Raw genomic sequence first — 26356 nt, forward strand, 5'->3', positions numbered from 1 at the left:
ATGAATGAATCTAAAGTCCCAGATTGGATTACGCGCGGGAAAACTATTTCTCAACTAATTAAAGAGTTGAAAACCTTTGAAAATCAAAATCTCATGGTTGAAATTTCCGTTGACGGGGGGGCGACTAAGAAACCAATAAGTCTCGTCGGAAAAGAGGATGGTGTGTGTGTCTTATTAAATTGCGAGTCTGAGGAATAGTCAAAGTTTAATGTTGTGGGGCGGCCAGCAATAACATGAAGCTGGAGAAAAGGGGACATGGAGAAAAGGGGGCAGATTTATTTGATTTTTCGATTGTTTTCGAATAAATAAATCGGTCCCCTTTTTCGGTGTTCAGTATCCGTTGCAAGGGCAAACTCCCGATTCTTATACGAAGCTTGGAAATGGGCATGTTGTTGTCTACGGTCCTGAGGGGTGTGCACTATATAATGTGTCTAGCTCTCGGGTTAAGGTGGTCATTTGAACAGGCTGGTTGAGACCGAATCTAGTATGTTGGAACAAAGTACATCGCGTAGAGACGTTGAACGATACAGAAATATTTTTCCAATAAGTCAGTTCTTTTCAAAGTGGGAGGATGCACCGGGCCGATCCGTATTCAAAGTGGGCCTGTCGGAAGAAGATTATCGTCTTTGTCATTTATTTGCTGAACAGATCACTAGATATTGGAAGCGCGCGTTATCAGATGCCTTTCCAGAGAAGGTATTTCAGTTTGAAATTGCTGACGATCTTCTCGATGAATATGGCGTCTGTCTGACATTCTGGCAGTTGTAGTTTAAAGAACGCACAGGATGCGTAGAAATATGGGGCAGGCCACGGTTTTGTAAGGGTAATCAAAATTGCTCTTTGAAACATGTGAGTGGTGTCTGACTCCTATTTCTTACTATTTCTTACTGGTGACTTGTAGGTGACTTCGACTCAAGCCTGATTTGGGTTTACTGGTAAAGGTGTTTTGTCCCCTATTTTTCTGGGCAACCTGACATGCATCCTAAGCCCCACTATCATGTGCGAGAGGTGGAGCTAAAACAAAATGTCAAAGGTGCCAGGCCTGCGCGCATCCAGATTACTAGGAGGGAATATGCGGTCACTTGAAATTAGCTTTGAGGGCATTGAGAAACTTTCCATTATTCCAGATTTTGATTTCTATAATCTAAATCTTGTGCTGGGGCTCAGCTTGCAGCGAGAAAATATGGGGCGCGCAGTTGTTACTTACAAGGTTACCCTGAAGATGCTTTATGAGTCCGAGCAGTCGGCGTTTGAAGTTGTTTTAGGGTTTACAGGGGTTCGTCGTTTAGCAGTTCCTGATGTGTGTGGGAGTTTGTACTTGAGCGAAGTTGAAGTGGATGACGTCTCAGCTGATCAGCTTGAAGGAGTTAAATATAGTCTGAAAGACTATGGAGGCACAGGGTTTGAAGTGCTTGCTCGGGAATTTTCAGTTGTCAGCTGCAAGCAACACTTGTGAAACGAGAGTTAAGCGCGAAACGGGGGCAGATCACAGTTCTGTAAAGGTAATCAGCATTGCTCTTTGAAGCATGTGAATGATGGTCTGACCCCTATTTCTTCCCAACCACCGTAAGATATCTTGAGGATAAGTTAGGTGTGAAGATCGGCGAGTTCACTGATTTTTGTAAAAATAAGGCTGGCGCTTGCGCGGAGGTATCTGCCGCAGACTCGCTTGTCAGGCAAGGGGTGGATCCCGCTAGCATAAGGTTTACTGAGGCAGTTCGCACTCGAGAGGTCTGGGGGAAGGATTGTATTCCTGAAGGGGCGATAATTTCACCTTGTGAAAATTGCAGTGTAAGTTGGCCTCGAGGAGATCTATAATGATTGTTTTAAATGAAAGTTGGCGACCTGGATTTGGAACAATATTTACGTGGTTTGCCATAGATAAAAATGGAAGGATCGCTGTAATGGTGAATAATTGTTACGGAGAACTGCCGCAAATTTTGTTAAGGCTCGAAAATGTAGATGCTCAACTTGATAGGCTATCTGAGTTTGTTTGGGGCGAGTCTTCTGAGTTCTTAAGTTGTTTTCCCGATAAATGCGGTGAACTTAAGGTTGACCTTTATTCTGCCTGGCGATATCAGAAAAAATTCTCGAAGGAACGTTTGGTTGAGTACCTGGAGTCTGACCTGTTGGAATCAAAGTCCTTTGCAGAGGCAAATCTATCAGTCAATAAAGGCTTTTATGTCTATCATGGCGTAGAGGGCGATGATGTCGGTGTGGACTATCCTATTGGCTATGAAGGGCAGACTGTAATGGGTGACTATTTCAGGTATTTGGTTCCTACAATATTCGGTGGCATTGATGATATTCCGGAGCCTTTACGTCAGGTGTTGGTGAAGTCTGATAGTTTTGACTTTGCGAGTGATCAGTTGTTGAGGAATGATCAAGTGAGCTATCACTTTTCTCGTATGCTCTACTAGGACCGGAAAAGGGGATGGATTTGAGTGTCACTTACTTGATTTTTTTCGGGTGTCCATTTTTCCTAACCTCGGCTCTTCCGCCGAACGCGTCTGTATCAGTATTGAGTAAGGCTAAGGCCTTCGTTTTATGGTGCGAAGCTCAATCCGTCCCGGCCGGTTTCCGATATGTTTCCTGGCGATCAACTTGAGTAAAACCTGCACACCTTTCGCCTTATTCGTCAGTGCCGTACTGCCTAATCGCAAAGAATAATTGAAGTCTATGTTTGAAGCTAAGCTCACGTGGCAAACAATCAGCTAATAGGGCTAAATTGGCCATTTTAAAGAAAAGGGGACAGATTTATTTAATCGGGAAAACGGGTCAGGAAAACGGGGTCAGACCACGGTTTTGTAAAGGTAATCAAAATTGCTCTTCGAAACATGTGAATAGTGGTCTGACCCCTATTTCTTCTATTTCTTCTCTTAAATAAATCTGTACCTTTTTCAATAGTTTCCCGATTCTTGGACCGCAGATCGAATAAAAGTTGAAGTGGATGGAGCCTTCCACAATAGAACAGTTGTCGGAAATAAGTGGACCGAAATAACCCCTAGCGGTGTCCAAGTCGAGGGATATATGAGTCCGAAAACTACCGTCTATCCAAAGCTTTAGGTGCATAAAATGAAATTGCATTTTTCATGGGAAGAGTCAGCAGGAGCTCTGTCGCCGGTTTGTAATTCAAACATGGTCAACAGAGATGGCGTTAGCCCGTTAGCGTGCCTCTTAACTGATGATGGCGGGCAATTATTTTTAGACACTGTGCCGTGGTTGGATGAGGGACTGGATAGAACAAGATTAGTTAAGGAGGATAAGGTTGATTTTGTAGACTGGAGTCGCGATGCCTGGGGGGCTGAATTGACTAAAGAACATATAAAAATCTATTCGCTCCATGATGAAAGTTACTTCGAGCTAATTGCTATCGACTCATTTGAAATAGCACTATTAGAGTGGTTGGACTTTATTAAACTGAAACCAGCGGTGGGAATAATTCAGGAGGTTGAAATCTAAACTGCCATTTGGCAGTTGGAGTTGACAGGAAAACGGGGTCAGACCACGGTTTTGTAAAGGTAATCAAAATTGCTCTTTGAAACATGTGAATGGTGGTCTGACCCCTATTCTATTTCTTATTTGGTGGGGTTCAGGCACTCGATGGAGCGGTCTACGGTGGTCTTGGCCATTTCCAGCAAATGCCACACCGCCAGAATTTTCACCCGCTCGGGGCTGGGCAGTAGCTCACTGCAATTGAGTGTTGTGGCCGAAGCGCTGTCGAGCAAGCTGGAAGTGTAGAGCAGGGCGTCTTCGAAGCTCAGGTCTTCGATTTGAACGCCTTGGGCTGGCAGGTAATGGTCGATGGCGCGGTTGAAGGCGGCGCGGTCTTTAGTGGCGTTGCGGGGTGGATCGGGGACGACTTTTTTCATTTTGCAGCTCCTGGGTGATCAAGGAACCGACACATTTCGCGACTAAACGTAGGGTGGCGGCTGTACGCAGGTTAGTCGACCGGTCAGGAGCATCCGGCGCGCCCGAGGGCGCCCTGCGCACAGCCACCATTAAAATTTATGGGACGATGCGCCTACTCCTAAATCCGAGCGACTAGACCCGATCACTGATAAGCAGTGACGGACCGCAGACTAGCCATCGATTCGAGCAGGCACAAGGCGGCAGGAATTGTCTAGGAAACGTCCTGCAATTTAAAGAGACACGCCCTGCTGGCCCTTCAAAAACCATGACTGAATGCCACTAACCCGCCCATCAACGGTGGTGGTGAATGGCTTTTTGTTGGTGCTTTTCCCCTGCGACGTAGGCAGCTTCTGAAATATCGCTCAGCCTACCCAGGCTTGTGTGCGGGGCGTATCCGCTTGCTTATATTCCGACGCCAACTTCATTGCATCCAGGGATGTGAGGCATGGCGCAGGGCTATATCAACGACCGCACCACGGACTACAACGGCTTGAAATTCCGGTTGATGGGCAGTGCCCCTAGTCGGCAGCGTTCCGACCATTTCGACGTGCTGAACAGGCACCTGCGGCCTGGGCTGGTGATGCCTGGGCAGTTGGTGATCGTTCCCGACCCCTACAGCGTGACCTGTTCGATGGAAGAGGCCTGGCTGGTACGCCGGGCCGAGGCAATTCGTCGTGAGTTGGACGCTGGCGCCGGACCCCAAGTGGTCAATAACTATGACCTGCTACAGAGTTTTTTGGGGTACGGCTCGTTGGGCGTGGGCAGCGCGACGTCAGCGTGGGCCCGGCATCTGGATGAAGTGGCGCAGACACTGGAGGCGATTGAGCAGCTGCATCAGCGCCTGAAAAACACTGGTTTGGACCGTGAGGCGTTTCTTCGCCAGCGTAAGGCGTTGTTCGGGCTGCTGGACACCCAGCTGCACGGTGCGGCGCGATTTGGCACCGGATTGCAGGGCAATCAGGCGCTGAAGAAGGTGTTGGGGATTTCTACCAAAAGCTATCTGCAAAAGGGCGAGATCGCCGGGTATGCGCAGCGGATGCGGGATATTGCGCAAACGTCGAAATGGTTGGGCAAGGGCTCGTATGTGGGATTGGCACTGGACGTGGGCGTGGCAGGGCTGGAAATCAAGGAGGCGTGTGTGGCGGGGCGGGAGGCGCAGTGTCGGCGGGCGAAATATGTGGAGACGGGGAAATTGATGGGAGGGGTGGCGGGGGCTTATGGCGCAGGGAAGCTGGGTGCAACATTAGCCCGTAGCGGCTGTAGGGTTCTTTTGGGCATCGCGGCTAAAGGTAACGGTGCGCTGGCCTGCGCAGTGATCGGCGGCGCTGCGGGCGGGTATGCGGGAGGAAACGTATTCGGCACTGGCGGTGCGTTTCTGGGCGGGAAGATCGAAGAGATCGACGGTGATTTGATCTTTCAACCAGAGGGCGCTTAAGCATGGATTTTCAACTCATCCTGGCAATCTTTTTATTTGCAGGGGCGTTTGTTGGCGCGGGACTCACTTTATATGCTGAGTGCACAAAGCTCGAAGCCCTGGAAAGCTACTTCAGCCAGAACAAAGTGATCTGCGACAACAAACGCTTTTGGGGCAGAAATCAGCATATCGACAGGTTTCATCGCATGCTCGTGATCAATGGCCTGTTGGGAATGCCTAAATTTCACATCAAAAGAGGGGAGGTAACCGAGGCTGAACTGGCATCCGTGCCCTTGTCCCTCAAACGTTGGGCGTTGTGGCCGTATCGTTTTGGAATGGTATGGTTTGCCGGCTGTATGCTTTGGTCCATTTTGTATGGCTGGTAGCCCGGGACGCACGGCGGTCCGGGCTGCATTCTCACGGGTGCTTGACACTGGCGTCGCGGCTAAAGAAAACGGTGCGCTGGCCTGCGCAGTGATCGGCAACGTATTCGGCACTGGCGGTGCGTTTCTGGGCGGGAAGATCGGAGAGATCGACGGTGATTTGATCTTTCAACCAGAGGGCGCTTAAGCATGGATTTTCAACTCATCCTTGCAATTTTTATGTGTGCAGGTGTGTTCGTGTTCTCGGGGCTCACTCTATACGCTGAGTACACAAAGCTCGAAGCCCTGGAAAGCTACTTCAGCGAGAACAAGGTGATCTGCGACAACAAACGCTTTTGGGGCAGAAATAAGCACATCGACAGGTTTCATCGCATGCTCCTGATCACTGAACTGTTGGGAATGCCTAAATTTCATATCAACAGAGGGGAAGTAACCGAGGCTGAACTGGCGGCCGTTCCTTTGTCCCTCAAACGCTGGGCGTTGTGGCCGTATTATTTTGGGATGATAGTGGCTGCCAGCGGTGTCCTCTGGACCCTTTTGTACGGTTGGTAGGCCGGGGGACGCACCGCGCCCCGGGCTGCATTCCCACGCGGGAGCGTGGGAGCCCTCTCTCAGCGCATATGCAAAATAATCGGGCTGCTGCTCGCCGGGTCCGTATGCCCGCGCAGCTTGTTCACCGCCGCTGCATCGACCGCACCGCCGTTGTTGCCCCACGTACCCCGCACGTAAGTCAGCACCTGCGCAATTTCCTCATCCGACAATTGCTCCCTGAACGCTGGCATCCGGTAAGCATCCGGCACACCGGCGGTGACGATCCGTTGTGAGCCATTGAGCGTGATGTTGATCGCCGAGGCATTTTCCTTGGCCAGTGCCGAAGTCGCGCCTGCCAGCGGTGGCATCCACTCGGGCTGGCCCTTGCCATTCAGGCCATGGCAGGAAGCGCAGCGCGTCGCGTAGGTGTGGGCGCCCGGTACGTCCGCGACCGCGTTGACCGCCTGATACTGCCACGGCGAACCGTCCCGCTGCGGGTCGCCAGGCAGTGACTTGAGGTAGCGGGCGATGGCGTTCAAATCTTCATCGCTCATGAATTGCGTCGAGTTGTTGAACGCTTCGGTCATCGAGCCATACACCACCGCATGCTGGTTGCGCCCGGTCTTGAGGAACCGCACGATCTCGTCCTCGCTCCAGCGGCCCAGCCCGGTGTTGTGGTCCTGGCGCAGGCTCGGTGCATACCAGCCGTCGAGCAGGCCGCCGGCCAGGTAGGGCGCGCCGGACTCGTCCAGTGCTTTCTCGTTAAAGGCCAGGCCGCGCGGCGTGTGGCAACTGCCGCAGTGCCCCGGGCCTTGGACGATGTAGGCGCCACGGTTCCACAGCGCGTCCTGGGCGGGTTTGGCCGCGTAGGTGGCGTTGGGTGCGAACACGCCGTTCCACAGGGCGATGGGCCAGCGCATGTTCAGCGGCCAGGGAATGCCGCTTTCGATGTTGGGCTGATTGGCCGGCTCCACGCCTTGCATGAAAAACGCGTACAGCGCACGCATGTCGTCATCGCTGAGCTTGGCGTAAGACGGGTAGGGCATGGCCGGGTAAAGCCTGCGCCCACCCGGCGCGACGCCGTGGCGCACCGCGCGGTCGAAGTCGGCCGGCGTGTAGGCGCCAATGCCGGTGTTGCGGTCAGGCGTGATGTTGGTGGCGTGAATTGCCCCCAACGGCGTGGCCATCTCCAGGCCGCCAGCGAACGGCGCCTTGCCCGGCAAACTGTGGCAGGCCACGCAGTCACTGACGCGGGCGACGTACTCGCCGCGGCTGACCAGTGCCGGGTCGGCTTTGGCGGCAGGTTGTTGATCAAAAGGCGAGGCGGGCTCGCGGGTCACGTACCAGGCCAGTACGCCTGCGGCGACCGCGCCGGCCAGCACCAGCCAGCCTGCGGTTCTAGCCAATCGTTGGTTGTTCATGCGCGTTCCTTGTCGGTCAGGCGAAAGTGTATCGGCTCAAAGGCAGGCTACGAATGCGCTCGCCGGTCAGGTGCGCGACTGCATTGGCCACAGCCGGCGCCACTGCAGGTAACGGCGGTTCGCCGATGCCGCCCATCTTTTCGCCACTCTCGACAATCTTCACGTGCACCTGAGCCATGCGCGACAGCGGCAGGATCGGGTACAGGTCGTAGTTGCGCGCCCGTGGTTTGCCGTCCACGTACACCGCTTCCTCCAGCAAGGTTTGCGACAAGCCCAGGGCCACCGCGCCATTCACTTGCGCTTCAACAATCGCCGGGTTGACGATGCTGCCCGGGTCGATGGCTTCCCAGATGTGGTGCACCTTGACCTGGCTGTTTTCGATCGACACTTCGGCGACCACCGCAGCGTGGGAGCCGAACGGTGAGGCCATGGCCACGCCGCGTGCACGGCGGCTGCCGTCCTCTGCGGTGTAGGGGCCACGCTTCCAGCCGCCGGACAACTCGCCCACCGCCTGTAGCAGCGTGGTCAGCCGCGGGTTATCGCGCAGCAAATGCAGGCGCAGCTCGTAGGGGTCTTGGCCGCCTTTGTCGGCCAGCTCATCGAGGAACGCTTCATAGAAGAAGTCATTCAGCGAATTGCCCACCGAGCGCCAGTAGCCGAGCATGGTCGGGCCTTTGACGTAGATCTGCGCGATGCGTTTGTTGGGGATCGCATAGCTTTTGCCCGACAGCCCTTCGAGGGCCGTGGGGTCGATTTTGTCGCCCTGTTTGCCGGCGATGGCTTCGCTGGGACCTTCGGTGGCACTCACCGCTTCAATGGCCACCGGCAACCCTTGTGCGTCCAGCGCGGCGCGGAACTTGACCACAGCGACCGGGCGCAGCACGTCGCGTAGAAACTCCTCTTCACGGCTCCAGATCAGCTTGACCGGGCGACCGACTGCCTTGGCCAGCGCGATGGCCTGCGGGTAAGGGTTTGCCGAGTCATACAAAAAGTGCCGGCCGAAAAAACCGCCCAGCAGCGGTGAGTGCAGGGTGATCTTCGCCGGGTCGAGGCCGGTGCGTTTGGCGATATCGGCGCGGAACATATCCGGCGCCTGGTTCGGCAGCCACACCTCCAGCGTGCCGTCGGGGTTGAAGCGTGCCAGGGCCGACGGCGGCTCCAGCTGGGCGTGGTTGACGTACTGGTTATGGTAAGTGGCTTCGACTTTGGTTTTGGCGTTGGCCAGCGCGCCGGCTACATCACCTTCATTTTCATCGTCGCGGGTGGGGCCTTGCTGGGCGGCGAGGAAGTCACGGTACTTGTCGCTGGAAAAATCCGCCGGCATCGCGCGTACGGTCGAATCTGCAGCGGCTTCCAGCCATTCGACCTGGATCGCCTCCACCGCGCGCTTGGCGTGCCACCAGCGCTCGGCCACCACGGCCACGGCGCCGGGCAGTTGATGCACCGAGTGGACGCCCTTCATGGCTTCGACCTGTGCCTGATTGCGCAGGCTGCCCACGGTCATGCCCAGGCGCGGCGCGTGCTGGACGGCGGCGTGGAGCATGCCGTCAACTTTCAAGTCGATGCTGTATTGCGCCTTGCCGGTGGATTTGTCGTAGGCATCCAGGCGTTTCACCGGTTTACCGATCCAGCGGAATTGGCTCGGGTCGCGCAGGGTGATGGTGGCCGGGTCGGGCACCGGCATGTCCAGGGCGCGCCCGGCCAGCTCACCGTAGCCCAGCGAGCGGCCGGAGGCGGCATGCACCACGCGGCCGGGTGTTGTGGTCAGTTGCGCGACCGGCACACCAAGCTGCTCGGCGCCGGCCTGCAGCAACATCGCGCGGGCCAGGGCGCCGAGGCGGCGCATGGTCGGGTAACTCATGCGCACCGACATGCTGCCGCCGGTGATGCGCATGCCGTTTTCCATCACCACATACGCATCGCCGGGCGGCGCGGCCTCGACAATGAAGGTGGCGGGGTCGGCGTCCAGCTCTTCACCGACAATCTGCGCCATGGCGGTGTGAGTGCCCTGGCCGCCTTCCATGAAGGGGCTGAGCAACCGCACGGTGCCATCAGGGCGAATCTCTAAAAATGCCGGCACCTGGGTGCCGCGTTCTGCTGCGTTGGGCGTGGCGGCGTAGGCCCTGGGCGTGCCCAGCGGCAGGCCGAAGCCAATGACCAGCGCGCCCACGGCGGTGCTGGCCAGGAAGCGGCGCCGGGACAGGTTGATCGGTTCGCCCAATGGCGTGTCGAGGACGGCGTTGCGCGTGTTCATCAGGCGCTCTCCTGCCGGGCAGGCTGAACGGCCAGGTCATGCACCGCTGTGCGAATGGCGTTGTAGGTGCCGCAGCGGCACAGGTTGATCATCGCCGCCTCGATCTGCGCATCGCTGGGCGCCGGGGTGTGCTTGAGCAGCGCAGTGGCGGCCATCACTTGCCCGGACTGGCAGTAACCGCACTGCGCCACCTGATGCTCGACCCAGGCCGCGACCACGCGCTTGCCCACGTCATCGGCTTCGATCGCCTCGATGGTGGTGATCTCGTGGCCAACCACACCCGCCACTGGCGTGACGCACGAGCGCACCACGTTGCCGTCCACCAGCACCGAGCAGGCGCCGCACTGGGCCAGGCCGCAGCCGTATTTGGTGCCGGTCAGCCCCAGGTCATCACGGATCACCCAGAGCAGCGGCGTATCGGCGTCGGCATCGACCTCGTAGGATTTCTGGTTGATACGTAATTGCATGGTTCACCTGCTGATCATCGGTTGGTGTGGCTTTTTTTATAAGTTGCCCATCGTTGCACTCTAGACCACGGCGCAACAGCTATCGATCCAGTCATCGACAACTCGGAGGATCAGGCAAGAATTCGACAGGATTGCACCACTGTGCATGCTTTTAGCCTGTAGGCCTTTGCTGATCCAGGCCGGTGCGCCGCACTTTTTTTCATTCTTCTGATCTATCCCTGTCACGACCGCGCTCATTCTGCGCGTGGACAGCAGCCAGACCCGGTGCCGATGGATCGAACGTCAATTGCTTTTATCACCCGCTGGCCGCTGCTGATCGCAGCGGTGTTTATGCTCTGTGCCACCGGCTGCAGCCAGCAACAGGGCCGCGATATCGCCAGGCAGTTGCGCGATGGCAAGCCCGATGAGTTTTTTCAGACCAGCGTCGACCGCATGGCAACCCTGAGCATGCGCGACAACCTGCAAAGCCTGTACGTGCTGATGAACAAGCTCTACCTGCGCAACCCCAACCAGTGGCGCCAATCGGGTTATACCGATGCCGTGAGTGCCGCGCGGGAAATTCGCCGGGCCATCGAGAACCGGCAACCGCTGCCTGCCCTGGGGGACCGTCGGGACCTGGTGGCATTGAGCTATTCGCTGAGCCCGGAGTTTCGCGGCGACCGGGTCGGGGCGTTTATCTATGCCATCGGCAGCATGCTGGTGACTGCACACGGTGGGCGCACGCAGTTTTATGTCACCGACTCGATCAACCCGCAATTTGTCAGCAATGCCGCGCGCAATATCGAGAAAGCCACCTGGCTGCTCAGCCAGCGTCAGGACGCCAATGGCGTATTGCTGCTGTTCTCCAATGAAATCTCGGAGGAGGGCAGCAACCTCAGTTTCGCCGTTGAGTTCGGCAAAGTGGTTGCGCGCCTCGACCTGCTTGCCCAGATGCTTGACGAGCGTTACCGGCGCGTTGCACTCAATTACGCGCAGAGCTTGCTGCTGATGAATTTTTTGCCCGTGCAGTGATGCGGGGACCGATCATGCGGTGCGGCATTTCCCTTTCATATGTGGGAAACGGCCTATCTTGCCCCCCTTTGCTTGAAACATACCCACGGTCGGCAATAGCCTCGGACTTTTCTTAACGATGAGTGCCTACCTTGGGAAAGCGCAAAACGGTTTGGCCTACTGATCGCGAAATCCGCCTGCGATTTATCCTGTTTGCCGTGATCGATGTGGCAAGTGCTCAAGGCGTCCCCGCTGACGTGCTATTGCCCGCCCACAAACTGCTGCGCGACGCGCCGACAGAGGCGCAGTTGCGTGACGCGCTCGCGAATGTTCTGGCGTGTGACGAAATGCTTGGGTTCAGATTTGCGCAGGGCACGGAGGCGGATGATTTGCTGCGCTCGCTGGCGCCGACGGCCGATGAGACCGGTGCGGGGTTTATTTGAAGCGGGTTAGATCGTTTATTTCCTTACGATAGGTCTCAAGAGCCTAATCGCATATCTACAGCGACGTTTATCTGCCTATACAAGAGGCCAACGACGTCGCGGCGTCGCTTGCTCTGTCATCACAGCGTGCGCAGCTGTTGCGCTCAACGAAGCTTGTCCCCGAACAGCCAATTCTGCTGCTCTGCCGCCGTCTTGCGCCGCTGCCCGGCGTCTCTAGAATCGGCGCCAGAGCTTAGCCATTTCCTGTCGATTACGGAGTTTCGAACATGATGAATGCAATGCAGATGCCGATGAACACCTCCATGCCAATGATGCCGATGATGATGGGCATGCCGATGATGATGGCCACCATGCAGTGCGAAATGGCCGGCGACGCCATGATGTGCACCATGAAGCCCGCAGCCGGTATGGACATGGCTCAGTTCAAGACTAACGCCGAAATGATGGCGATGATGATGAACTGCGGCATGCCGATGATGATGCAGTGCGCCAACCTGTCGATGATGTGCCTGTCGGCCGACGCCATGAAGATGAACATGGAAATGCCGAACATGATGCCGATGATGGCCATGGGCATGTCGATGCCGATGATGAAGTGCATGATGGAATGCACCCTGATGGGCGACAGCCTGCAGTGCAAAATGATGCCGATGCCGGGCATGAGCATGGCCATGATGGAAAACTGCTGCATGCTGATGAACAAGCTGATGAATGACTGCGCCATGCCGATGATGATGAGCTGCAATGGCATGCCGATGATGTGCTGCACCTGCTGATAGCACCCGCAGAATAAAAAACGCCCCGATGAATCGGGGCGTTTTGCATTCAGTCCAGGCGTTCCGGGTAGGTGATCACCAAAAACGCCACCGCCTCGCTGTCCGCCGGGTTGCGGTAGCGGTGGGGCTGGTCGGCGTAGAACAGGATCGAATCGCCGGTGGAGAGCAGGTAGCGTTCGTCGTTGACGCTGACTTCCAGCACGCCCTGAGCCACCACCAGGTTTTCCTGGATGCCCGGGCCATGGCCTTCCGAGACTTCCTCGCCGAGGGCGCGAAGGCGGATCTCGTAGAATTCGGACTGGCGGGCCGTGTCGTAGGGGAACAACGCGCGGCTGACAAACGCACCATCGGCGCTCACCAGGCGTTTGCTCTGCTGCGCCGGCAACACCTCGACGCCTTCAAAAGCGCGGTCTTCCAGAAAGGCCGCCACTGACACCTTCAACCCCTTGGCAATTTTGCACAGCACCTTGATCGACGGCACGCTGCGGCCCGACTCGATCTGCGCCAGCATTGCCCGGCTGACGCCGCAGGCGCGCGCCAGGCCGTCCAGCGACAGGTGGCGTTTGCTGCGCAGGCGCTGCAGGTTCTGCGCGACACACAGGCTGGTGTCGTCGTCATCGGTGCCAGGTTTTGGAAGCGGTTCGGGTGACTCGGCAAGTACCTGCAGAAAATTCATCGGCCTTACGCCCGGCGCGTATCACTGGAGGGCGCCGCCTGGGCGGTCAACACAGCAAGCCCGGCGCGTGCCGCGTACATCGCCCACATCAGCTCGGCCGCTGCACGTGCCTGGCGGCGCTTACGGTGGAGGGTGAAGTCGATGACGGTGGCAGATGTTTGCATGGGCGCGATCTCTTGGGGCCTGGTGATTCACGTAGGTGACTCAGTGGCTCCACAGTACTGCGTGGCGGTTATTTCCTTAAATACTGAGTTTGCATGTGTTAATTCGATTTTGGACTTAACCAACACGGGCCGTCCGAAGCTGTTGTGGGAAGGGTCTGGTCCGTTAATAAGGCGTGACTTGGTAAGCCTGCGTGGCTTCCCACCCCTGTTCGCGTGCTCGGCCCAGGCCTGTCTCGCCCCCAAATTCCAAGGATCTGCCCATGCTGTTGCGCCAACCTCCGCTCCTTTTTGCCGCCTTGACCCTCAGTTCACTGGTGCAGGCCGAAGACCTGCAACTGGCACCGATCGAGGTCACCAGCAGCGAGGTCAGCGCAGGCGAAGTAGCCCAGGCGCAACTCAAAAGCGTGCCCGGTGGCACCAACTACATCGACATGAGCAGCGTGCAGCAGGGCCGGGTCAGCACCAATGAAGACGTGTTCAAGTACCAGGCCGGGGTGTACGCCAAGGCGGCCAACAATGAAGGCGTGAAGCTTTCGATACGCGGTTCGGGCTTGAACCGCAGCCCCGGTTCGCACGCCTCTGGCCTGTATGAAATGTTCGACGGTTTGCCGCTGACCGGCCCAGGCGGCACACCCTACGAACTCAAGGACCCACTGTGGCAAAGCCGCGTCGAAGTGCTGCGCGGCGCCAATGGCTTTGACCAGGGCGCGCTGGCTTTGGGCGGGTCGGTGAATTACGTCACCCGCACGGGTTACGACGCACCCAAACTGCAGGTGCGTTATGAAGCAGGCAGTCGCGGTTATGCCCAGCGCGAGATCAGCTCCGGCCAGGTGCTGGGCGATGCCGACTATTACATCAGCCTCACCGACTCCGAATCCGATGGCTACCAGCACCAGAGCGCCGGTACCGGCAAGGGCATCGCCGCCAACTTCGGCTACCGTTTCAATCCGGACCTGGAAACGCGCTTCTATTTTCGCTACCGCGAAACCACCAACGAAACCCCCGGCAAGCTAACGCGTGAGCAGATCAGCCACGATCCGACGGCCGCCAACAGCCTCAACGCCGCCCGCGATTCCAAGCGTTTGCAGCCCGGTTCGACCTGGATCGCCAACAAGACCACCTTGCAATTGGATGACAATTCCCGCGTCGAGGTCGGGCTGGCCTATCACGACTATCCGATGGACTTGCGCGAGGGCACCAATCGCCTGAAAGTCGCCTACACAGACGTCAGTGGCACGCTCAATTACATCCGCCAGGACCTGCTGTTCGGCCACGACAGCAAGACCACGGTAGGGCTGCGCAGCACCCAGGCGATGCCGAATAACGGTGCCTCGGAATACGTGCGCACGCCTGCCGGTAATACGGCTATTTACGCGCCCGGCACCAAGACCCGCGACTACAGCTATCTCGGCGCTGACACCGTGCTGCATGTCGGCAACGACTTGGAACTGGTTCCGGACCTATGGCTGACCACCGGCCTGGCCGCGATCTACACCCGCCGCGAAACCCAAGTCACTTATCCAGAAGGTCAGGCGCCGTTGAGCCAGCACGACTGGGATTACGCCCCGCGTATCGGCCTGCGCTATGACTTCAACGCGCAATTGCAGGTGTATGGCAACCTGAGTCGCTCGGTCGAGCCACCGCACGCGTGGTCGATGATCTGGGGTTCCAATAAATACTTTCCCACCGGCAGCGGCCCGGCCACCGGCTTGCAGCGTGAAGGCGTGAGCCTGCGCAATCAGACCGCTACCACTGTGGAAGTCGGCGGCCGTGGCGAACAGTGGTTCGGCCAGTGGGACCTGGCGCTGTACCGCTCAGAAGTGCGCCACGAACTGCTTACCGTCGAAACGCAGGCGCAAACCGCCACCACCAACGCGATTGTCGCCGAAGCCAACGCCAGCCCCACCGTGCACCAGGGTGTGGAACTGAGCCTGCTCAGCCCGCTGTGGGACGGCGGCGGCAATGGCCAACTGGCCTTGCGCCAGGCCTACACGTTCAGCGACTTCCACTACCGCGACGACGACCGCTTCGGCGACAACACCCTGCCGGGCATCCCCAAGCATTACTACCAGGCGCAACTGCGCTACAGCCACCCGACGGGGTTCTACACCAGCCTCAACACCGAGCATTCCTCGCGCGTGGCGGTGGACTACGCCAATTCCTACTACGCGGCGGCCTACACCACCCTCGGCGCCACCTTCGGCTACGACGCGCCCAAGCAGGATTGGCAAGCCTGGGTCGATGTGCGCAACCTCACCAACCGGCGCTACGCCAATACGGTCACGCCGGGCTATGACGACAAGGGCCTGGATGTGGCACGGTCCACACCGGCAGACGGGCGAGGCATTTATACCGGCGTGTCGTGGAGTTGGCGTTAAGCAACACTTGTATGACGAGCGTGCTTCTTGTGGCGAGCGGGCTTGCCCCGCGTTGGGCTGCGCAGCAGCCCCAAAACCAGCGACCGCGTTCTACCTGCCAAAACGCGGTGGGCCTACTGGGGCCGCTGCGCGCCCCAACGCGGGGCAAGCCCGCTCGCCACAGGAAGTCCGCTCGCCACAACAAGTGCGCTCGCCATAACTACCAGCAAGTAACGCCCGAAAACAGCACTGGCGCAGACCTGAGCCCCCCTTGCCCTCATACCGTTTTGCTGGCATTGTTCGCGCAATTGGTAATATTTCCCATTTGAGAAGTTTTTGCGCATGCATGACATTCCGGCCGCGCCGGGCGATGGCGCCCGTCAGCAGACCCTCACGGCAATGTACCGCGAGCACCACGGCTGGTTGCACGGCTGGCTGCGCAAAAAACTCGGGTGTTCGCAGCACGCCGCCGACCTGGCCCACGACGCGTTCATCCGCGTCCTGATGCTGGCCGAACCCCACAACATCAAGGAACCGCGGGCCTTTCTCGCCACCACCGCCGGGCGTTTGCTGATTGATGGCGCGCGGCGCCGACGCATCGAAAAGGCCTACATGCAAGCCCTGGTGATTGAGTGCGAAGACGCCGGCATGCCCGATCCGGCGGCAATCCACGTGGCGTTGCAGGCCCTGGAGCGCATCGCCGAGATGCTCGCCGGCTTGCCCGCCAAGACCCGCGAAGCCTTTCTGTTAAGCCGCCTCGACGGGCTGACGTACAGCGAAATCGCGTGCTGCCTGGACGTGTCGCCCAGTACCGTCAAAAACTACATTTCCACGGCGCTGGTGCATTGCTACCACAGCCTGCACGCGGCGGACCCGCTGTCGTGAGCACTGAACACATCATCCAGCAAGCGGCGAACTGGCTGACACGCCTGCACGACGAAGACGTCAGCGACGCCGACCGCCAGGCCTTCAACACCTGGTGCCAGGCCGACCCGCGCCATGCCGTCGCCATCGACCGCATGCGTGCGCTGTGGGGCAATTTCGACGCCGTGCCCGCGCGCCCGGCGCGTATCGCCCTTAACCGTGCCTTCGCCCCACGACGCTCGCGTGGCGCACAGGTGCTGGGTTTACTCGGCGTATTACTCTGCGGCTGGGTCGGTCTGGAGCGCGCGCCGGTGTGGATGGCCGACCAGCGCACCGGTGTCGGTGAACGCCGTCAGGTCGCGCTCGAGGACGGCAGCCGCTTGCAGCTCAACAGCAATTCGGCCGTGGACGTGAAATTCGACGGCCACCAACGCGTGATCCAGTTGCTGCAGGGCGAGCTATGGGTCGAGGTGGCCAAGGATGCGCAACGGCCGTTCGTGGTGCGCACCGATCAAGGCACGGCCACCGCCCTGGGCACCCGCTACCTGGTCAAGCGCGCCGCGGACGGCACCACCGTGGTCACGGTGATCGAGTCCAGCGTGGCGGTCAAAGGCGAGGGCGCAGAGGGCGTCAAGGTCGCAGCCGGCCAGCGCGCGGTGCTTGACCATGGCCGCGCCCAGTCGCCGCAGGCGATTGGCAACACCGACCCGGACGCCTGGACGCGTGGCCTGCTCAAGGTCAATGACCAGCCCTTGAGCGATGTGCTGCAGACCCTCGCCAGCTACCGCCATGGCCTGGTGCGGTTTGACCCACAGGCCCTGCAAAACCTGCGGGTGTCCGGTGTGTTCAAGCTCGACGACACCGCGGCGGCGCTCGCGGCACTGGCCGATAACCTGCCGATCAAGGTGGAGTACTTCACGGACTTGCTGGTGGTGGTCAAACCGCGTTAAGTCAAGGTTCATGCTGGCGCAGGCGCTTGTACAACGTGTTGCGGCTGACGCCCAACTCCCGCGCCAGGTGGGAAATATTGCCGCCAGCGGCCTTCAAGCGTTGCGTGAGGTCGATGCCATCTTCCACACCCTGGCTGGCAGGCAACGGCGCTGGCACGTTCAAATCCACAAAAAAATCATCCGGCAGGTGCTCGGGGCGCACCGGTTGTTCTTCGGCCATGGCCAGCGCTACCTGCAGCACGCTGCTGACCTGGCGCAAATTGCCCGGCCACGGGTGTTGCTCGAACAACGCCAGCACCTCGGCACTCAGCCCGGCCCATTGAGTTGGCTCGCGGTGCTGCTGCCACAACTGCTGGAACAGCGCCTGCTTGTCGGTACGCTCACGCAACGGCGGCAGCTCCAGGGTCAGCCCGCCGATGCGGTAGTACAAATCCTCGCGAAAGCGCCCGGCCTGCACCCATTCGCGCAACGCGCGGTTGGTGGCGGAGATGATCCGCAAGTCCACCGGGAACAGCTCGCTGCTGCCCACCGGCTGCACGCAGCGCTCCTGCAGCACCCGCAGCAAACGGGCCTGGGTCGGCAGCGGCATATCGCCGATCTCATCCAGAAACAACGTGCCTTTGTCCGCCTTGCGAATCAGGCCGATGCTGCCTTTCTGATTGGCGCCGGTGAAGGCGCCTTTTTCATAGCCAAACAGCTCTGACTCGACCAACTCCGCCGGAATCGCCGCACAGTTCACCGCGATAAACGCCTGCGCGCTGCGCGAGCTGGCCTGGTGCAGGGCTTTGACGAACACCTCTTTGCCGACGCCGGTCTCGCCGTGGATCAGCAGCGGAATGTCTTTTTCCAGCAGACGCTCGGCCTGGCGCACGGCTTTTTCTACACGCGCGTCGCCAAAGTGCAGGGTGTTGAGGCTGATCGAGGTCGGCTTCAGCTCGGCAGGCTTGCCCGGCTTGGGCTCACTGAAGACCCGCGCCTGTATCGGCATCTTCTTCGGCCGCTTCAATAAACACTGAAACCGATTGCGTCCCGCCGCCTGCAGCGAGAACGGCAAGCCTTCCGGCTGGTTCAGCAACTCCAGCAACGAGACCTTGAACAAACTGTCGATCAGCACCCGCGACAAACTGATGCCCAGCAAGTTGTCCGCACGGCGGTTGGCCGACAGCACTTGCCCGCTCTCATCAAAAATCAGCAGCCCGGCCCACTGGCTGTCGAGGTTGTTCAGGCCGGTGTTGAAGGTCAGCTGGAAATGCTCATCGCGAAACACGTTGAGGATCAGCCGGTTTTCCACGGTCTGGCTCATCATCTTGACCATGCCCAGGGTGTGGGAGGGCGGTAGATAGCTGTCGCTGGACACATCCAGCACCGCGATGATTTCGCGCTGGGCATCAAAGATCGGCGCCGCCGAGCCGGTCATGAAGCGGTTGGCCTTGAGGAAATGTTCGTCGTGCTCGATATGCACCGCCTGGGCACAGGCCAACGCGGTGCCGATCGCATTGGTGCCGCTGCTGCGCTCCCTCCAGCTGGCGCCGGCGCTGAAACCGCGCGCCAGTTTCGGCTCGATAAAGCGCTGGGTGCCCCACGAGGTCAGGACCTGGCCCTGGTTATCGGCCAGCATGATCAGGCAATTGGAATTGCTCAGGATGTTTTCGTAGTAGGGCAGCACTTCCTGGTGGGTGGTCTGCACCAGTGAATGCTGGCTCTCCAGCAATTGGCTGATGCCCTCGGCGGGCAGTTGGTCAAAGCTGGGCGTGCTCTGGTGGTCCAGGCCAAACGCGCGGCAGCGACGCCAGGAATCCTGGATGAGGGTGTCGTGAGCCAAGGGTTCGGCCATGGAGGCGACCTTCTTTTTTATTGTTATTGGGCGTGCACAATCTGGCTGAAGAAACAGGGTCGAAATGTGGGAGCGGGCTTGCCCGCGAATGCGGTGGGTCAGTCAATACAGATGCCGACTGTTCTACCGTCATCGCGGGCAAGCCCACTCCTACCTTTGATTCGCGTCGCCCATCAATTGTTGTTCACAACTGTTCATTGTCAACCCCGCGCCTGTTCAGTTGTTCAGCCCCAGGTGTTCACCTGTGTTCATGCTCGAGCGGCGTATTCGGCCCATGTCCTTACAGATCAATCACCTGCCAGTTCTGGCACGAAACTCGCTCTGAGTCGTTGCCAGATTCATTCCAATAATAAAAAAGGGCGTGTCATGTCATTGACCCTGGAACATGTCTCCCGCGTCGTCGAAGGCCAGACCTGGATCGACGACGCCAACCTGCGTTTCGAAGCCGGTTCCTTCAACGTCTTGCTGGGCCGCACCCTGTCCGGCAAGACCAGCCTGATGCGCCTGATGGCCGGCCTGGACAAGCCCGACAGTGGCCGCATCCTGATGAATGGCGTGGACGTCACCCACAAGCCGGTGCGCCTGCGTAACGTGTCGATGGTCTACCAGCAGTTCATCAACTACCCGACCATGACCGTGTTCGAGAACATCGCCTCGCCGCTGCGCCAGGCCGGTGTGTCCAACGAGCTGATCCACAGCAAGGTGCTCGAAACCGCGAAAATGCTGCGCATCGAGAAATTCCTCCAGCGCCATCCGTTGGAGCTGTCCGGTGGCCAGCAGCAACGCACGGCCATGGCCCGCGCGCTGGTCAAAGACGCTGAGTTGATCCTGTTTGATGAACCGCTGGTGAACCTGGACTACAAACTGCGCGAAGAACTGCGTCAGGAAATGCGCGAGCTGTTCAAGGCCCGCCACACCATCGCCCTCTACGCTACCACCGAACCCAATGAAGCCCTCGCCCTTGGCGGCACCACCACGATTCTGCATGAGGGCCGGGTGATCCAGAGCGGCAAGGCTGCCGAGGTGTACCACCAGCCGCAGACCGTGCTGGCCGCCGAATTGTTTTCCGAGCCGCCGATCAACCTGATGCCGGGGCGGATCAGCGGCAATGAAGTCAGCTTCGCCAATTTTGTGCACTTCCCGCTCAACGTCGACCTGCGCCCCATCGGCGAGGGCGAGTTCCGCTTTGGCGTGCGCCCCAGCCATATCAGCCTGGTGCCGAGCAACGACGATGACCTGGAACTGGCCGTGACCGTGGAAGTGGCCGAAATCAGCGGCTCGGAAACCTTCCTGCACGTGCGCAGTGAGCATTTCCTGCTGGTGCTGCACCTGCCGGGCGTGCACGAGTACGACGTCGATGCGCCGATCCGCGTGTACATCCCCACCCATAAACTGTTTGTGTTCGATGGCCAGGGCCGCTTGGTCCAGGCCCCGGGCGCCGCGTAGCGAGGGTTGCCTGATGGCCGAGATCCATTTGCAGAACCTCGCGCACAGCTACAGCCCTACACCCGCCGGCCCTGAAGACTACGCGATTCGGGAAATGAACCACGTGTGGGAGCAGGGCGGCGCCTACGCCTTGCTCGGGCCGTCCGGGTGCGGCAAGTCGACCTTGCTGAATATCATCTCCGGCCTGCTCAACCCTTCGGAAGGCCAGGTGCTGTTCGACCACAGGGTGGTCAACGAACTCACCCCGGAACGCCGCAACATCGCCCAGGTGTTCCAGTTCCCGGTGGTGTACGACACCATGACGGTGTTCGACAACCTGGCCTTTCCGCTGCGCAACCAAGGCATGCCCGAGGCGAAAATTCACAGCAAGGTGCAGGAAATTGCCGAAGTCCTCGACCTGCAAACCCTGTTGAGCAAAAAGGCGCGCAACCTCACCGCCGATGAAAAGCAGAAAGTCTCCATGGGCCGGGGCCTGGTGCGTGACGACGTGTCGGCAATCCTGTTCGACGAACCGCTGACGGTGATCGACCCGCACCTGAAGTGGAAACTGCGGCGCAAGCTCAAGCAGATCCACGAGCAGTTCAATATCACCATGGTCTACGTGACCCACGACCAGCTTGAAGCCTCGACCTTTGCCGACAAGATCGCGGTGATGTACGGCGGGCAGATCGTGCAGTTCGGCACGCCGCGCGAGTTGTTTGAGCGGCCCAGCCATACGTTTGTCGGCTATTTCATTGGCAGCCCCGGCATGAACCTGATTGAAGTGCAGGCCGAGGCGGGCGGGGTGCGGTTTGCCGGCACGCTGCTGCCGTTGCCCGAGGCGATGCAGCAGCGCATCCGCGACGGCGACTTCAAAAAACTGCAGGTGGGCATCCGTCCGGAATTTATCCACGTGTGGGACGAGTACAACCCTGACGCGCTGCAGGCCGATGTCACGCATGTCGAAGACCTTGGCACCTACAAGATCATGACCCTCAACCTCGACGGCGCGCCGTTGAAGGTGCGCCTGGCCGAAGACAAACCGGTGCCTCAGGGCAGCGCCTCGATCAGCTTCCCGGCGCAGTGGCTGATGGTCTACGCCGATGACTACCTGCTGGAGGTGCAGCCATGAACAAGGTGCAGAACAACAAGGCCTGGTGGCTGGTGTTGCCGGTGTTCCTGTTGGTGGCGTTCAGTGCGGTGATCCCGATGATGACCGTGGTCAACTACTCGGTGCAGGACATCTTCGACCAGTCCAGCCGCTACTTTGTCGGCGCCGACTGGTACAAGCAGGTGCTGCTCGACCCGCGCTTGCATGACTCCTTGCTGCGCCAGTTCATCTACTCGGCCTGCGTGCTGCTGATTGAAATCCCGCTGGGTATCGCCATTGCCCTGACCATGCCGACCAAGGGCCGCTGGTCGTCGCTGGTGCTGATCATTCTGGCGATTCCGCTGCTGATTCCGTGGAACGTGGTGGGCACCATCTGGCAGATCTTCGGCCGTGCCGACATCGGCTTGCTCGGTTCAACCCTCAACGCCATGGGCATCAACTACAACTACGCGGCCAACACCATGGACGCCTGGGTCACGGTGCTGGTGATGGACGTGTGGCACTGGACCTCGCTGGTGGCGCTGCTGTGTTATTCGGGGCTGCGCGCGATCCCGGACGTGTACTACCAGGCCGCGCGAATAGACCGTGCATCGGCCTGGGCGGTGTTCCGGCATATCCAGTTGCCGAAGATGAAAAGCGTGCTGCTGATCGCCGTGATGCTGCGGTTCATGGACAGCTTCATGATCTACACCGAGCCCTTCGTCCTCACCGGCGGCGGGCCGGGGAATGCCACCACCTTCCTCAGTCAGACCCTGACCCAGATGGCTGTCGGCCAATTCGACCTGGGCCCGGCGGCGGCGTTCTCGCTGGTGTACTTCCTGATCATCCTGTTGGTGTCCTGGCTGTTCTACACCGCCATGACCCACTCCGACGCCAACCGCTGAGGCCGCCAACATGAGCAAACGCAAGGTCATACCGCTGCTGGTCTACATTCTGTTCCTGCTGGTGCCTATCTACTGGCTGCTGAACATGTCCTTCAAGAGCAACACCGAAATCCTCGGCGGGCTGACCCTGTTTCCGCAGGCTTTCACCCTGGCCAACTACAAGGTGATCTTCACCGACCCGAGCTGGTACACCGGCTATATCAACTCACTGTATTACGTGAGCCTGAACACGGTGATTTCCCTGAGCGTGGCGCTGCCCGCAGCCTACGCCTTCTCACGCTACCGCTTCCTGGGCGACAAGCACCTGTTCTTCTGGCTGCTGACCAACCGCATGGCGCCGCCGGCGGTGTTTTTGCTGCCGTTTTTCCAGCTGTATTCGTCCATCGGCCTGTTCGACACACACATCGCCGTGGCCCTGGCGCATTGCCTGTTCAACGTGCCGTTGGCGGTGTGGATTCTGGAAGGCTTCATGTCCGGCGTGCCCAAGGAAATCGACGAAACCGCCTACATCGACGGCTACAGCTTTCCCAAGTTTTTCGTGAAGATTTTTATCCCGCTGATCGGCTCAGGCATCGGGGTAACCGCGTTTTTCTGCTTCATGTTTTCCTGGGTCGAGCTGTTGCTGGCGCGCACGCTGACCTCGGTCAACGCCAAGCCCATCGCGGCGGTGATGACCCGCACGGTCTCGGCCTCGGGTATCGACTGGGGCGTGCTGGCGGCGGCGGGGGTGTTGACCATCCTGCCCGGCATGCTGGTGATCTGGTTTGTTCGCAACCACGTGGCCAAGGGCTTTGCCCTGGGCCGGGTCTGAGGAGTCGATGATGGAATGGATGGCCTGGACCACTCCCACCGCGTTGTTCTTTGCGGCCATTGGCGTGCTGCTGGTGGGCATGACCACCTGGGAACTGCGTTCGCCGAGCATCCCTCGGCGCGGTTTTTTACCGATCAGCACCACCCGTGGTGATCGCCTGTTTATCGGTCTTCTCGGCAGCGCCTACCTGCATTTACTGGTGATCGGCGTTACCGACTGGAGCATCTGGGTGGCGTCCGCGCTGTCCCTGGTATGGCTGTTGAGTGTGATGCGTTGGGGCTAGTGCCCTTGTGAATAAACCACCAGGAGGTCTCTATGTTGAATAAAAACAATAAGCTGCGACATAGCATTTCATTGGCCGGCGTGCTGGCCCTCAGCGGTTTGAGCGCCACGGCCTGGGCCGATGCGTACGAAGACGCGGCGAAAAAATGGATCGGCAGCGAGTTCAAACCGTCCACCCTCACCCAAGACCAGCAGCTCGAAGAGTTGAAGTGGTTTATCAAGGCGGCAGAACCGTTTCGTGGGATGAAGATCAACGTGGTGTCGGAAACCCTCACCACCCACGAGTACGAATCCAAGGTGCTGGCCAAGGCCTTCAGCGAAATCACCGGCATCAAGCTGACCCACGACCTGCTGCAGGAAGGCGACGTGGTGGAAAAGTTGCAAACCCAGATGCAGTCCGACAAGAACATCTATGACGGCTGGGTCAACGATTCCGACTTGATCGGCACGCACTTTCGCTATGGCAAGACCGAGTCGATCACCGACCTGATGGCCAACGAAGGCAAGGACTTCACCTCGCCGACCCTGGACATCAAGGACTTTATCGGCCTTTCGTTCACCACCGCGCCGGACGGCAAAGTCTACCAACTGCCCGACCAGCAATTCGCCAACCTCTACTGGTTCCGCGCCGACTGGTTCGAGCGGCCGGAGCTGAAAGCCAAGTTCAAGGAAAAATACGGCTACGACCTCGGCGTACCGGTGAACTGGTCGGCCTATGAAGACATCGCCAAATTCTTCAGTGAAGACGTCAAGGAAATCGACGGCAAACGTATTTATGGGCACATGGACTACGGCAAGAAAGACCCGTCACTGGGCTGGCGCTTCACCGATGCCTGGTTCTCCATGGCCGGCGGCGGCGACAAGGGCCTGCCCAACGGCTTGCCGGTGGACGAGTGGGGCATTCGCGTGGAGGACTGCCACCCGGTGGGCTCCAGCGTGACCCGCGGCGGCGACACCAACGGCCCGGCCGCGGTGTACGCGACGCAGAAATACGTGGACTGGATGAAAGCCTACGCGCCACCGGAAGCGGCGGGCATGACCTTCTCCGAATCCGGCCCGGTGCCGTCCCAGGGCAACATCGCCCAGCAGATCTTCTGGTACACCGCGTTTACCGCCGACATGACCAAGCCGGGCCTGCCGGTGGTGAATGCCGACGGCACGCCGAAATGGCGCATGGCGCCATCGCCGGTCGGGCCTTATTGGGAAAAGGGCATGAAGAAGGGCTATCAGGACGTGGGCTCCTGGACTTTCCTCAAGTCGACGCCTGAGAAGCAGAAACTCGCGGCCTGGCTCTACGCGCAGTTCGTGACCTCGAAAACCGTGTCGCTGAAGAAAACCATCGTTGGCCTGACGCCGATTCGTGAGTCTGACATCAACTCCCAGGCCATGACCGACCTGGCGCCCAAACTCGGTGGCCTGGTGGAGTTCTACCGCAGCCCGGCACGGGTCGAGTGGACCCCGACCGGCACCAACGTGCCGGACTACCCACGCCTGGCGCAACTGTGGTGGAGCAACATCGCCGCCGCCGCCAGCGGCGAGAAAACCCCGCAGCAGGCGCTGGACAACCTGGCCAAGGAGCAGGACGCGATCATGACGCGCCTGGAACGCTCCAACGTGCAGCCAATATGCGGCCCGAAAATGAACCCCGAGCGTGATGCCCAATACTGGTTCGACCAGCCCGGCGCGCCGAAGCCGAAACTGGCCAATGAGAAACCCAAAGGCGAAACCGTGAGCTACAACGACCTGCTCAAGTCGTGGGAGGCAGCGCGTAAGTAACAGTATCTGTGGCAAGCGGGCTTGTTATGGCGAGTGGGCTTACCGTGGCGAGCGGGCTTGCCCCGCGCTGGGTTGCGAAGCAGCCCCAAAACCTGACGACCGAATGCTGTCTGGGTGAACTCGGCGTCTTTTATGGGGCTGCTTCGCAGCCCAACGCGGGGCAAGCCCGCTCGCCACAACAAGCCCGCTCGCCACGGTAAGCCCGCTTGCCACAGCAAACCCACTCGCCCCAATGGGCCGCTCAGCCCACTGATTTTGTGTCTACTGCCCCCCCTTTTTTCGCCGCCAAAATCCGCGCCGTGTCCCGCGCGGGCGGCAGCCCGAACACCCGCGCATAGTCGCGGCTGAACTGGGTCGCGCTTTCGTATCCGGTTGGGCAAAATCCTGGCGAATCCATTGGATGGCCTGGCTGACGCGCGCCATGGCAGTGTCCGGTGCGGCGATGTCGGACAACATCCAGCCATGGGGGCCTTGCAGTACGAGGAAGAGAATCTCCCGTTCGTACGCAGCCAACGTAGTCGTAAAGCCTGGAGTTGGTCTACAACCCCCTGGCATCTCTCGAGTGGTGCCGAATAACCGCTGATCCGCAGCCATGCAATGCCGATTGAATTTTCCCCACAGCCAGATGCTC

General features: G+C 59.1%; 25 protein-coding genes and 3 pseudogenes. 20 read left to right on the forward strand and 8 right to left on the reverse strand.

Going from position 1 to position 26356, the window contains the following annotated elements:
• The 5 genes and pseudogenes from AB5I78_RS11285 to AB5I78_RS11305 all read left to right on the forward strand — a co-directional run bounded on the left by AB5I78_RS11285 (window position 1) and on the right by AB5I78_RS11305 (window position 3462).
• Complete coding sequence (locus tag AB5I78_RS11285; protein WP_145163576.1) at window positions 1-198, forward strand: hypothetical protein; 198 nt, start codon at window positions 1-3, stop codon at window positions 196-198.
• A gap of 874 nt (window positions 199-1072) precedes the next feature.
• A complete protein-coding gene (locus tag AB5I78_RS11290; protein ID WP_145163578.1) occupies window positions 1073-1456 on the forward strand; it encodes a hypothetical protein in 384 nt (127 codons plus the stop codon).
• A 361-nt stretch (window positions 1457-1817) separates the two neighbouring features.
• Complete coding sequence (locus AB5I78_RS11295) at window positions 1818-2420, forward strand: hypothetical protein (RefSeq protein ID WP_369302673.1); 603 nt, start codon at window positions 1818-1820, stop codon at window positions 2418-2420.
• Window positions 2421-2919: 499 nt separating this feature from the next.
• A pseudogene (locus tag AB5I78_RS11300) lies at window positions 2920-3066 on the forward strand (EndoU domain-containing protein); the annotation flags it as partial.
• A gap of 9 nt (window positions 3067-3075) precedes the next feature.
• Complete coding sequence (locus AB5I78_RS11305) at window positions 3076-3462, forward strand: DUF5376 family protein (protein WP_178119718.1); 387 nt, start codon at window positions 3076-3078, stop codon at window positions 3460-3462.
• Between the two features lie 116 nt (window positions 3463-3578).
• Here AB5I78_RS11305 and AB5I78_RS11310 read toward each other — a convergent pair whose 3' ends face one another.
• Window positions 3579-3872: a hypothetical protein gene (locus AB5I78_RS11310; protein WP_369302672.1), complete on the reverse strand. Its 294-nt coding sequence runs from the start codon at window positions 3870-3872 to the stop codon at window positions 3579-3581.
• A gap of 485 nt (window positions 3873-4357) precedes the next feature.
• Here AB5I78_RS11310 and AB5I78_RS11315 point away from each other — a divergent pair, with 485 nt between their 5' ends.
• The 3 genes from AB5I78_RS11315 (at window position 4358) to AB5I78_RS11325 (ending at window position 6261) form a co-directional block, all read left to right on the forward strand.
• Entirely contained in the window at window positions 4358-5347 is a 990-nt protein-coding gene (locus AB5I78_RS11315) for a hypothetical protein (RefSeq protein ID WP_369302671.1), read from the forward strand.
• 2 nt (window positions 5348-5349) lie between these two features.
• Window positions 5350-5712: a hypothetical protein gene (locus AB5I78_RS11320; RefSeq protein WP_369302670.1), complete on the forward strand. Its 363-nt coding sequence runs from the start codon at window positions 5350-5352 to the stop codon at window positions 5710-5712.
• Between the two features lie 186 nt (window positions 5713-5898).
• Window positions 5899-6261 carry a hypothetical protein gene (locus AB5I78_RS11325; protein ID WP_242200109.1) on the forward strand — a complete coding sequence of 121 codons (363 nt, stop codon included), beginning with the start codon at window positions 5899-5901 and terminating at the stop codon, window positions 6259-6261.
• Window positions 6262-6320: 59 nt separating this feature from the next.
• On the opposite strand, the gene AB5I78_RS11330 is transcribed toward AB5I78_RS11325, so the two are convergent.
• Genes AB5I78_RS11330 through AB5I78_RS11340 form a run of 3 tightly spaced genes read right to left on the reverse strand, consistent with a single transcriptional unit; the run spans window position 6321 to window position 10382 of the window.
• A complete protein-coding gene (locus AB5I78_RS11330; RefSeq protein ID WP_369302669.1) occupies window positions 6321-7661 on the reverse strand; it encodes a cytochrome c in 1341 nt (446 codons plus the stop codon).
• A gap of 16 nt (window positions 7662-7677) precedes the next feature.
• The gene (locus tag AB5I78_RS11335; protein ID WP_369302668.1) at window positions 7678-9915 is read right to left on the reverse strand and encodes a molybdopterin cofactor-binding domain-containing protein; all 2238 of its coding nucleotides are present in this window, start codon (window positions 9913-9915) and stop codon (window positions 7678-7680) included.
• Window positions 9915-10382, reverse strand: a complete 468-nt coding sequence (locus AB5I78_RS11340; protein WP_106580615.1) for a (2Fe-2S)-binding protein — start codon at window positions 10380-10382, stop codon at window positions 9915-9917. Before AB5I78_RS11340 ends, AB5I78_RS11335 begins: the two co-directional genes overlap by 1 nt.
• A gap of 270 nt (window positions 10383-10652) precedes the next feature.
• Between AB5I78_RS11340 and AB5I78_RS11345 the strand changes: the two genes are divergently transcribed.
• The 3 genes from AB5I78_RS11345 (at window position 10653) to AB5I78_RS11355 (ending at window position 12591) form a co-directional block, all read left to right on the forward strand.
• Complete coding sequence (locus AB5I78_RS11345) at window positions 10653-11393, forward strand: hypothetical protein (protein ID WP_262206160.1); 741 nt, start codon at window positions 10653-10655, stop codon at window positions 11391-11393.
• Window positions 11394-11524: 131 nt separating this feature from the next.
• A complete protein-coding gene (locus AB5I78_RS11350; protein WP_369302667.1) occupies window positions 11525-11815 on the forward strand; it encodes a hypothetical protein in 291 nt (96 codons plus the stop codon).
• 266 nt (window positions 11816-12081) lie between these two features.
• Window positions 12082-12591: a hypothetical protein gene (locus tag AB5I78_RS11355; RefSeq protein WP_369302666.1), complete on the forward strand. Its 510-nt coding sequence runs from the start codon at window positions 12082-12084 to the stop codon at window positions 12589-12591.
• Window positions 12592-12640: 49 nt separating this feature from the next.
• On the opposite strand, the gene AB5I78_RS11360 is transcribed toward AB5I78_RS11355, so the two are convergent.
• Together AB5I78_RS11360 and AB5I78_RS11365 are read right to left on the reverse strand one after the other, a co-directional pair.
• Window positions 12641-13267 carry a helix-turn-helix domain-containing protein gene (locus AB5I78_RS11360; protein ID WP_369302665.1) on the reverse strand — a complete coding sequence of 209 codons (627 nt, stop codon included), beginning with the start codon at window positions 13265-13267 and terminating at the stop codon, window positions 12641-12643.
• Window positions 13268-13272: 5 nt separating this feature from the next.
• Window positions 13273-13431, reverse strand: coding sequence for a hypothetical protein (locus AB5I78_RS11365; protein ID WP_369302664.1), 159 nt, complete (start codon window positions 13429-13431; stop codon window positions 13273-13275).
• A 260-nt stretch (window positions 13432-13691) separates the two neighbouring features.
• Here AB5I78_RS11365 and AB5I78_RS11370 point away from each other — a divergent pair, with 260 nt between their 5' ends.
• The 3 genes from AB5I78_RS11370 to AB5I78_RS11380 all read left to right on the forward strand — a co-directional run bounded on the left by AB5I78_RS11370 (window position 13692) and on the right by AB5I78_RS11380 (window position 17602).
• The gene (locus AB5I78_RS11370) at window positions 13692-15809 is read left to right on the forward strand and encodes a TonB-dependent receptor family protein (protein ID WP_369302663.1); all 2118 of its coding nucleotides are present in this window, start codon (window positions 13692-13694) and stop codon (window positions 15807-15809) included.
• A 321-nt stretch (window positions 15810-16130) separates the two neighbouring features.
• The gene (locus AB5I78_RS11375) at window positions 16131-16673 is read left to right on the forward strand and encodes a sigma-70 family RNA polymerase sigma factor (protein ID WP_369302662.1); all 543 of its coding nucleotides are present in this window, start codon (window positions 16131-16133) and stop codon (window positions 16671-16673) included.
• A complete protein-coding gene (locus AB5I78_RS11380; RefSeq protein ID WP_369302661.1) occupies window positions 16670-17602 on the forward strand; it encodes a FecR domain-containing protein in 933 nt (310 codons plus the stop codon). The genes AB5I78_RS11375 and AB5I78_RS11380 overlap by 4 nt, the downstream gene beginning before the upstream one ends.
• Before the next feature lies 1 nt (window position 17603).
• Here AB5I78_RS11380 and AB5I78_RS11385 read toward each other — a convergent pair whose 3' ends face one another.
• On the reverse strand, window positions 17604-19436 hold the full coding sequence (locus AB5I78_RS11385; RefSeq protein WP_369302660.1) for a sigma-54-dependent Fis family transcriptional regulator: 1833 nt from the start codon (window positions 19434-19436) through the stop codon (window positions 17604-17606).
• A gap of 366 nt (window positions 19437-19802) precedes the next feature.
• On the opposite strand from AB5I78_RS11385, the pseudogene AB5I78_RS11390 reads away from it, so the two are divergent.
• The 6 genes and pseudogenes from AB5I78_RS11390 to AB5I78_RS11415 all read left to right on the forward strand — a co-directional run bounded on the left by AB5I78_RS11390 (window position 19803) and on the right by AB5I78_RS11415 (window position 25725).
• Window positions 19803-20896: pseudogene (locus tag AB5I78_RS11390) on the forward strand (ABC transporter ATP-binding protein).
• The gene (locus AB5I78_RS11395; protein WP_369302659.1) at window positions 20896-21993 is read left to right on the forward strand and encodes an ABC transporter ATP-binding protein; all 1098 of its coding nucleotides are present in this window, start codon (window positions 20896-20898) and stop codon (window positions 21991-21993) included. The pseudogene AB5I78_RS11390 and the gene AB5I78_RS11395 overlap by 1 nt, the downstream one beginning before the upstream one ends.
• Window positions 21990-22856: a carbohydrate ABC transporter permease gene (locus tag AB5I78_RS11400; protein WP_017137728.1), complete on the forward strand. Its 867-nt coding sequence runs from the start codon at window positions 21990-21992 to the stop codon at window positions 22854-22856. The genes AB5I78_RS11395 and AB5I78_RS11400 overlap by 4 nt, the downstream gene beginning before the upstream one ends.
• 10 nt (window positions 22857-22866) lie before the next feature.
• Window positions 22867-23667 carry a carbohydrate ABC transporter permease gene (locus tag AB5I78_RS11405; RefSeq protein WP_369302658.1) on the forward strand — a complete coding sequence of 267 codons (801 nt, stop codon included), beginning with the start codon at window positions 22867-22869 and terminating at the stop codon, window positions 23665-23667.
• Between the two features lie 10 nt (window positions 23668-23677).
• Window positions 23678-23950, forward strand: coding sequence for a DUF2160 domain-containing protein (locus AB5I78_RS11410; RefSeq protein WP_106580628.1), 273 nt, complete (start codon window positions 23678-23680; stop codon window positions 23948-23950).
• Between the two features lie 32 nt (window positions 23951-23982).
• Entirely contained in the window at window positions 23983-25725 is a 1743-nt protein-coding gene (locus AB5I78_RS11415) for an ABC transporter substrate-binding protein (protein WP_145163614.1), read from the forward strand.
• A 241-nt stretch (window positions 25726-25966) separates the two neighbouring features.
• Here AB5I78_RS11415 and AB5I78_RS11420 read toward each other — a convergent pair.
• Window positions 25967-26229 (reverse strand): annotated as a pseudogene (locus AB5I78_RS11420) (AraC family transcriptional regulator); the annotation flags it as partial.
• Between the last annotated feature and the right edge of the window lie 127 nt (window positions 26230-26356).

The organism is Pseudomonas sp. N2-3-1-14 (genome assembly GCF_041228395.1).
Classification (GTDB): domain Bacteria; phylum Pseudomonadota; class Gammaproteobacteria; order Pseudomonadales; family Pseudomonadaceae; genus Aquipseudomonas.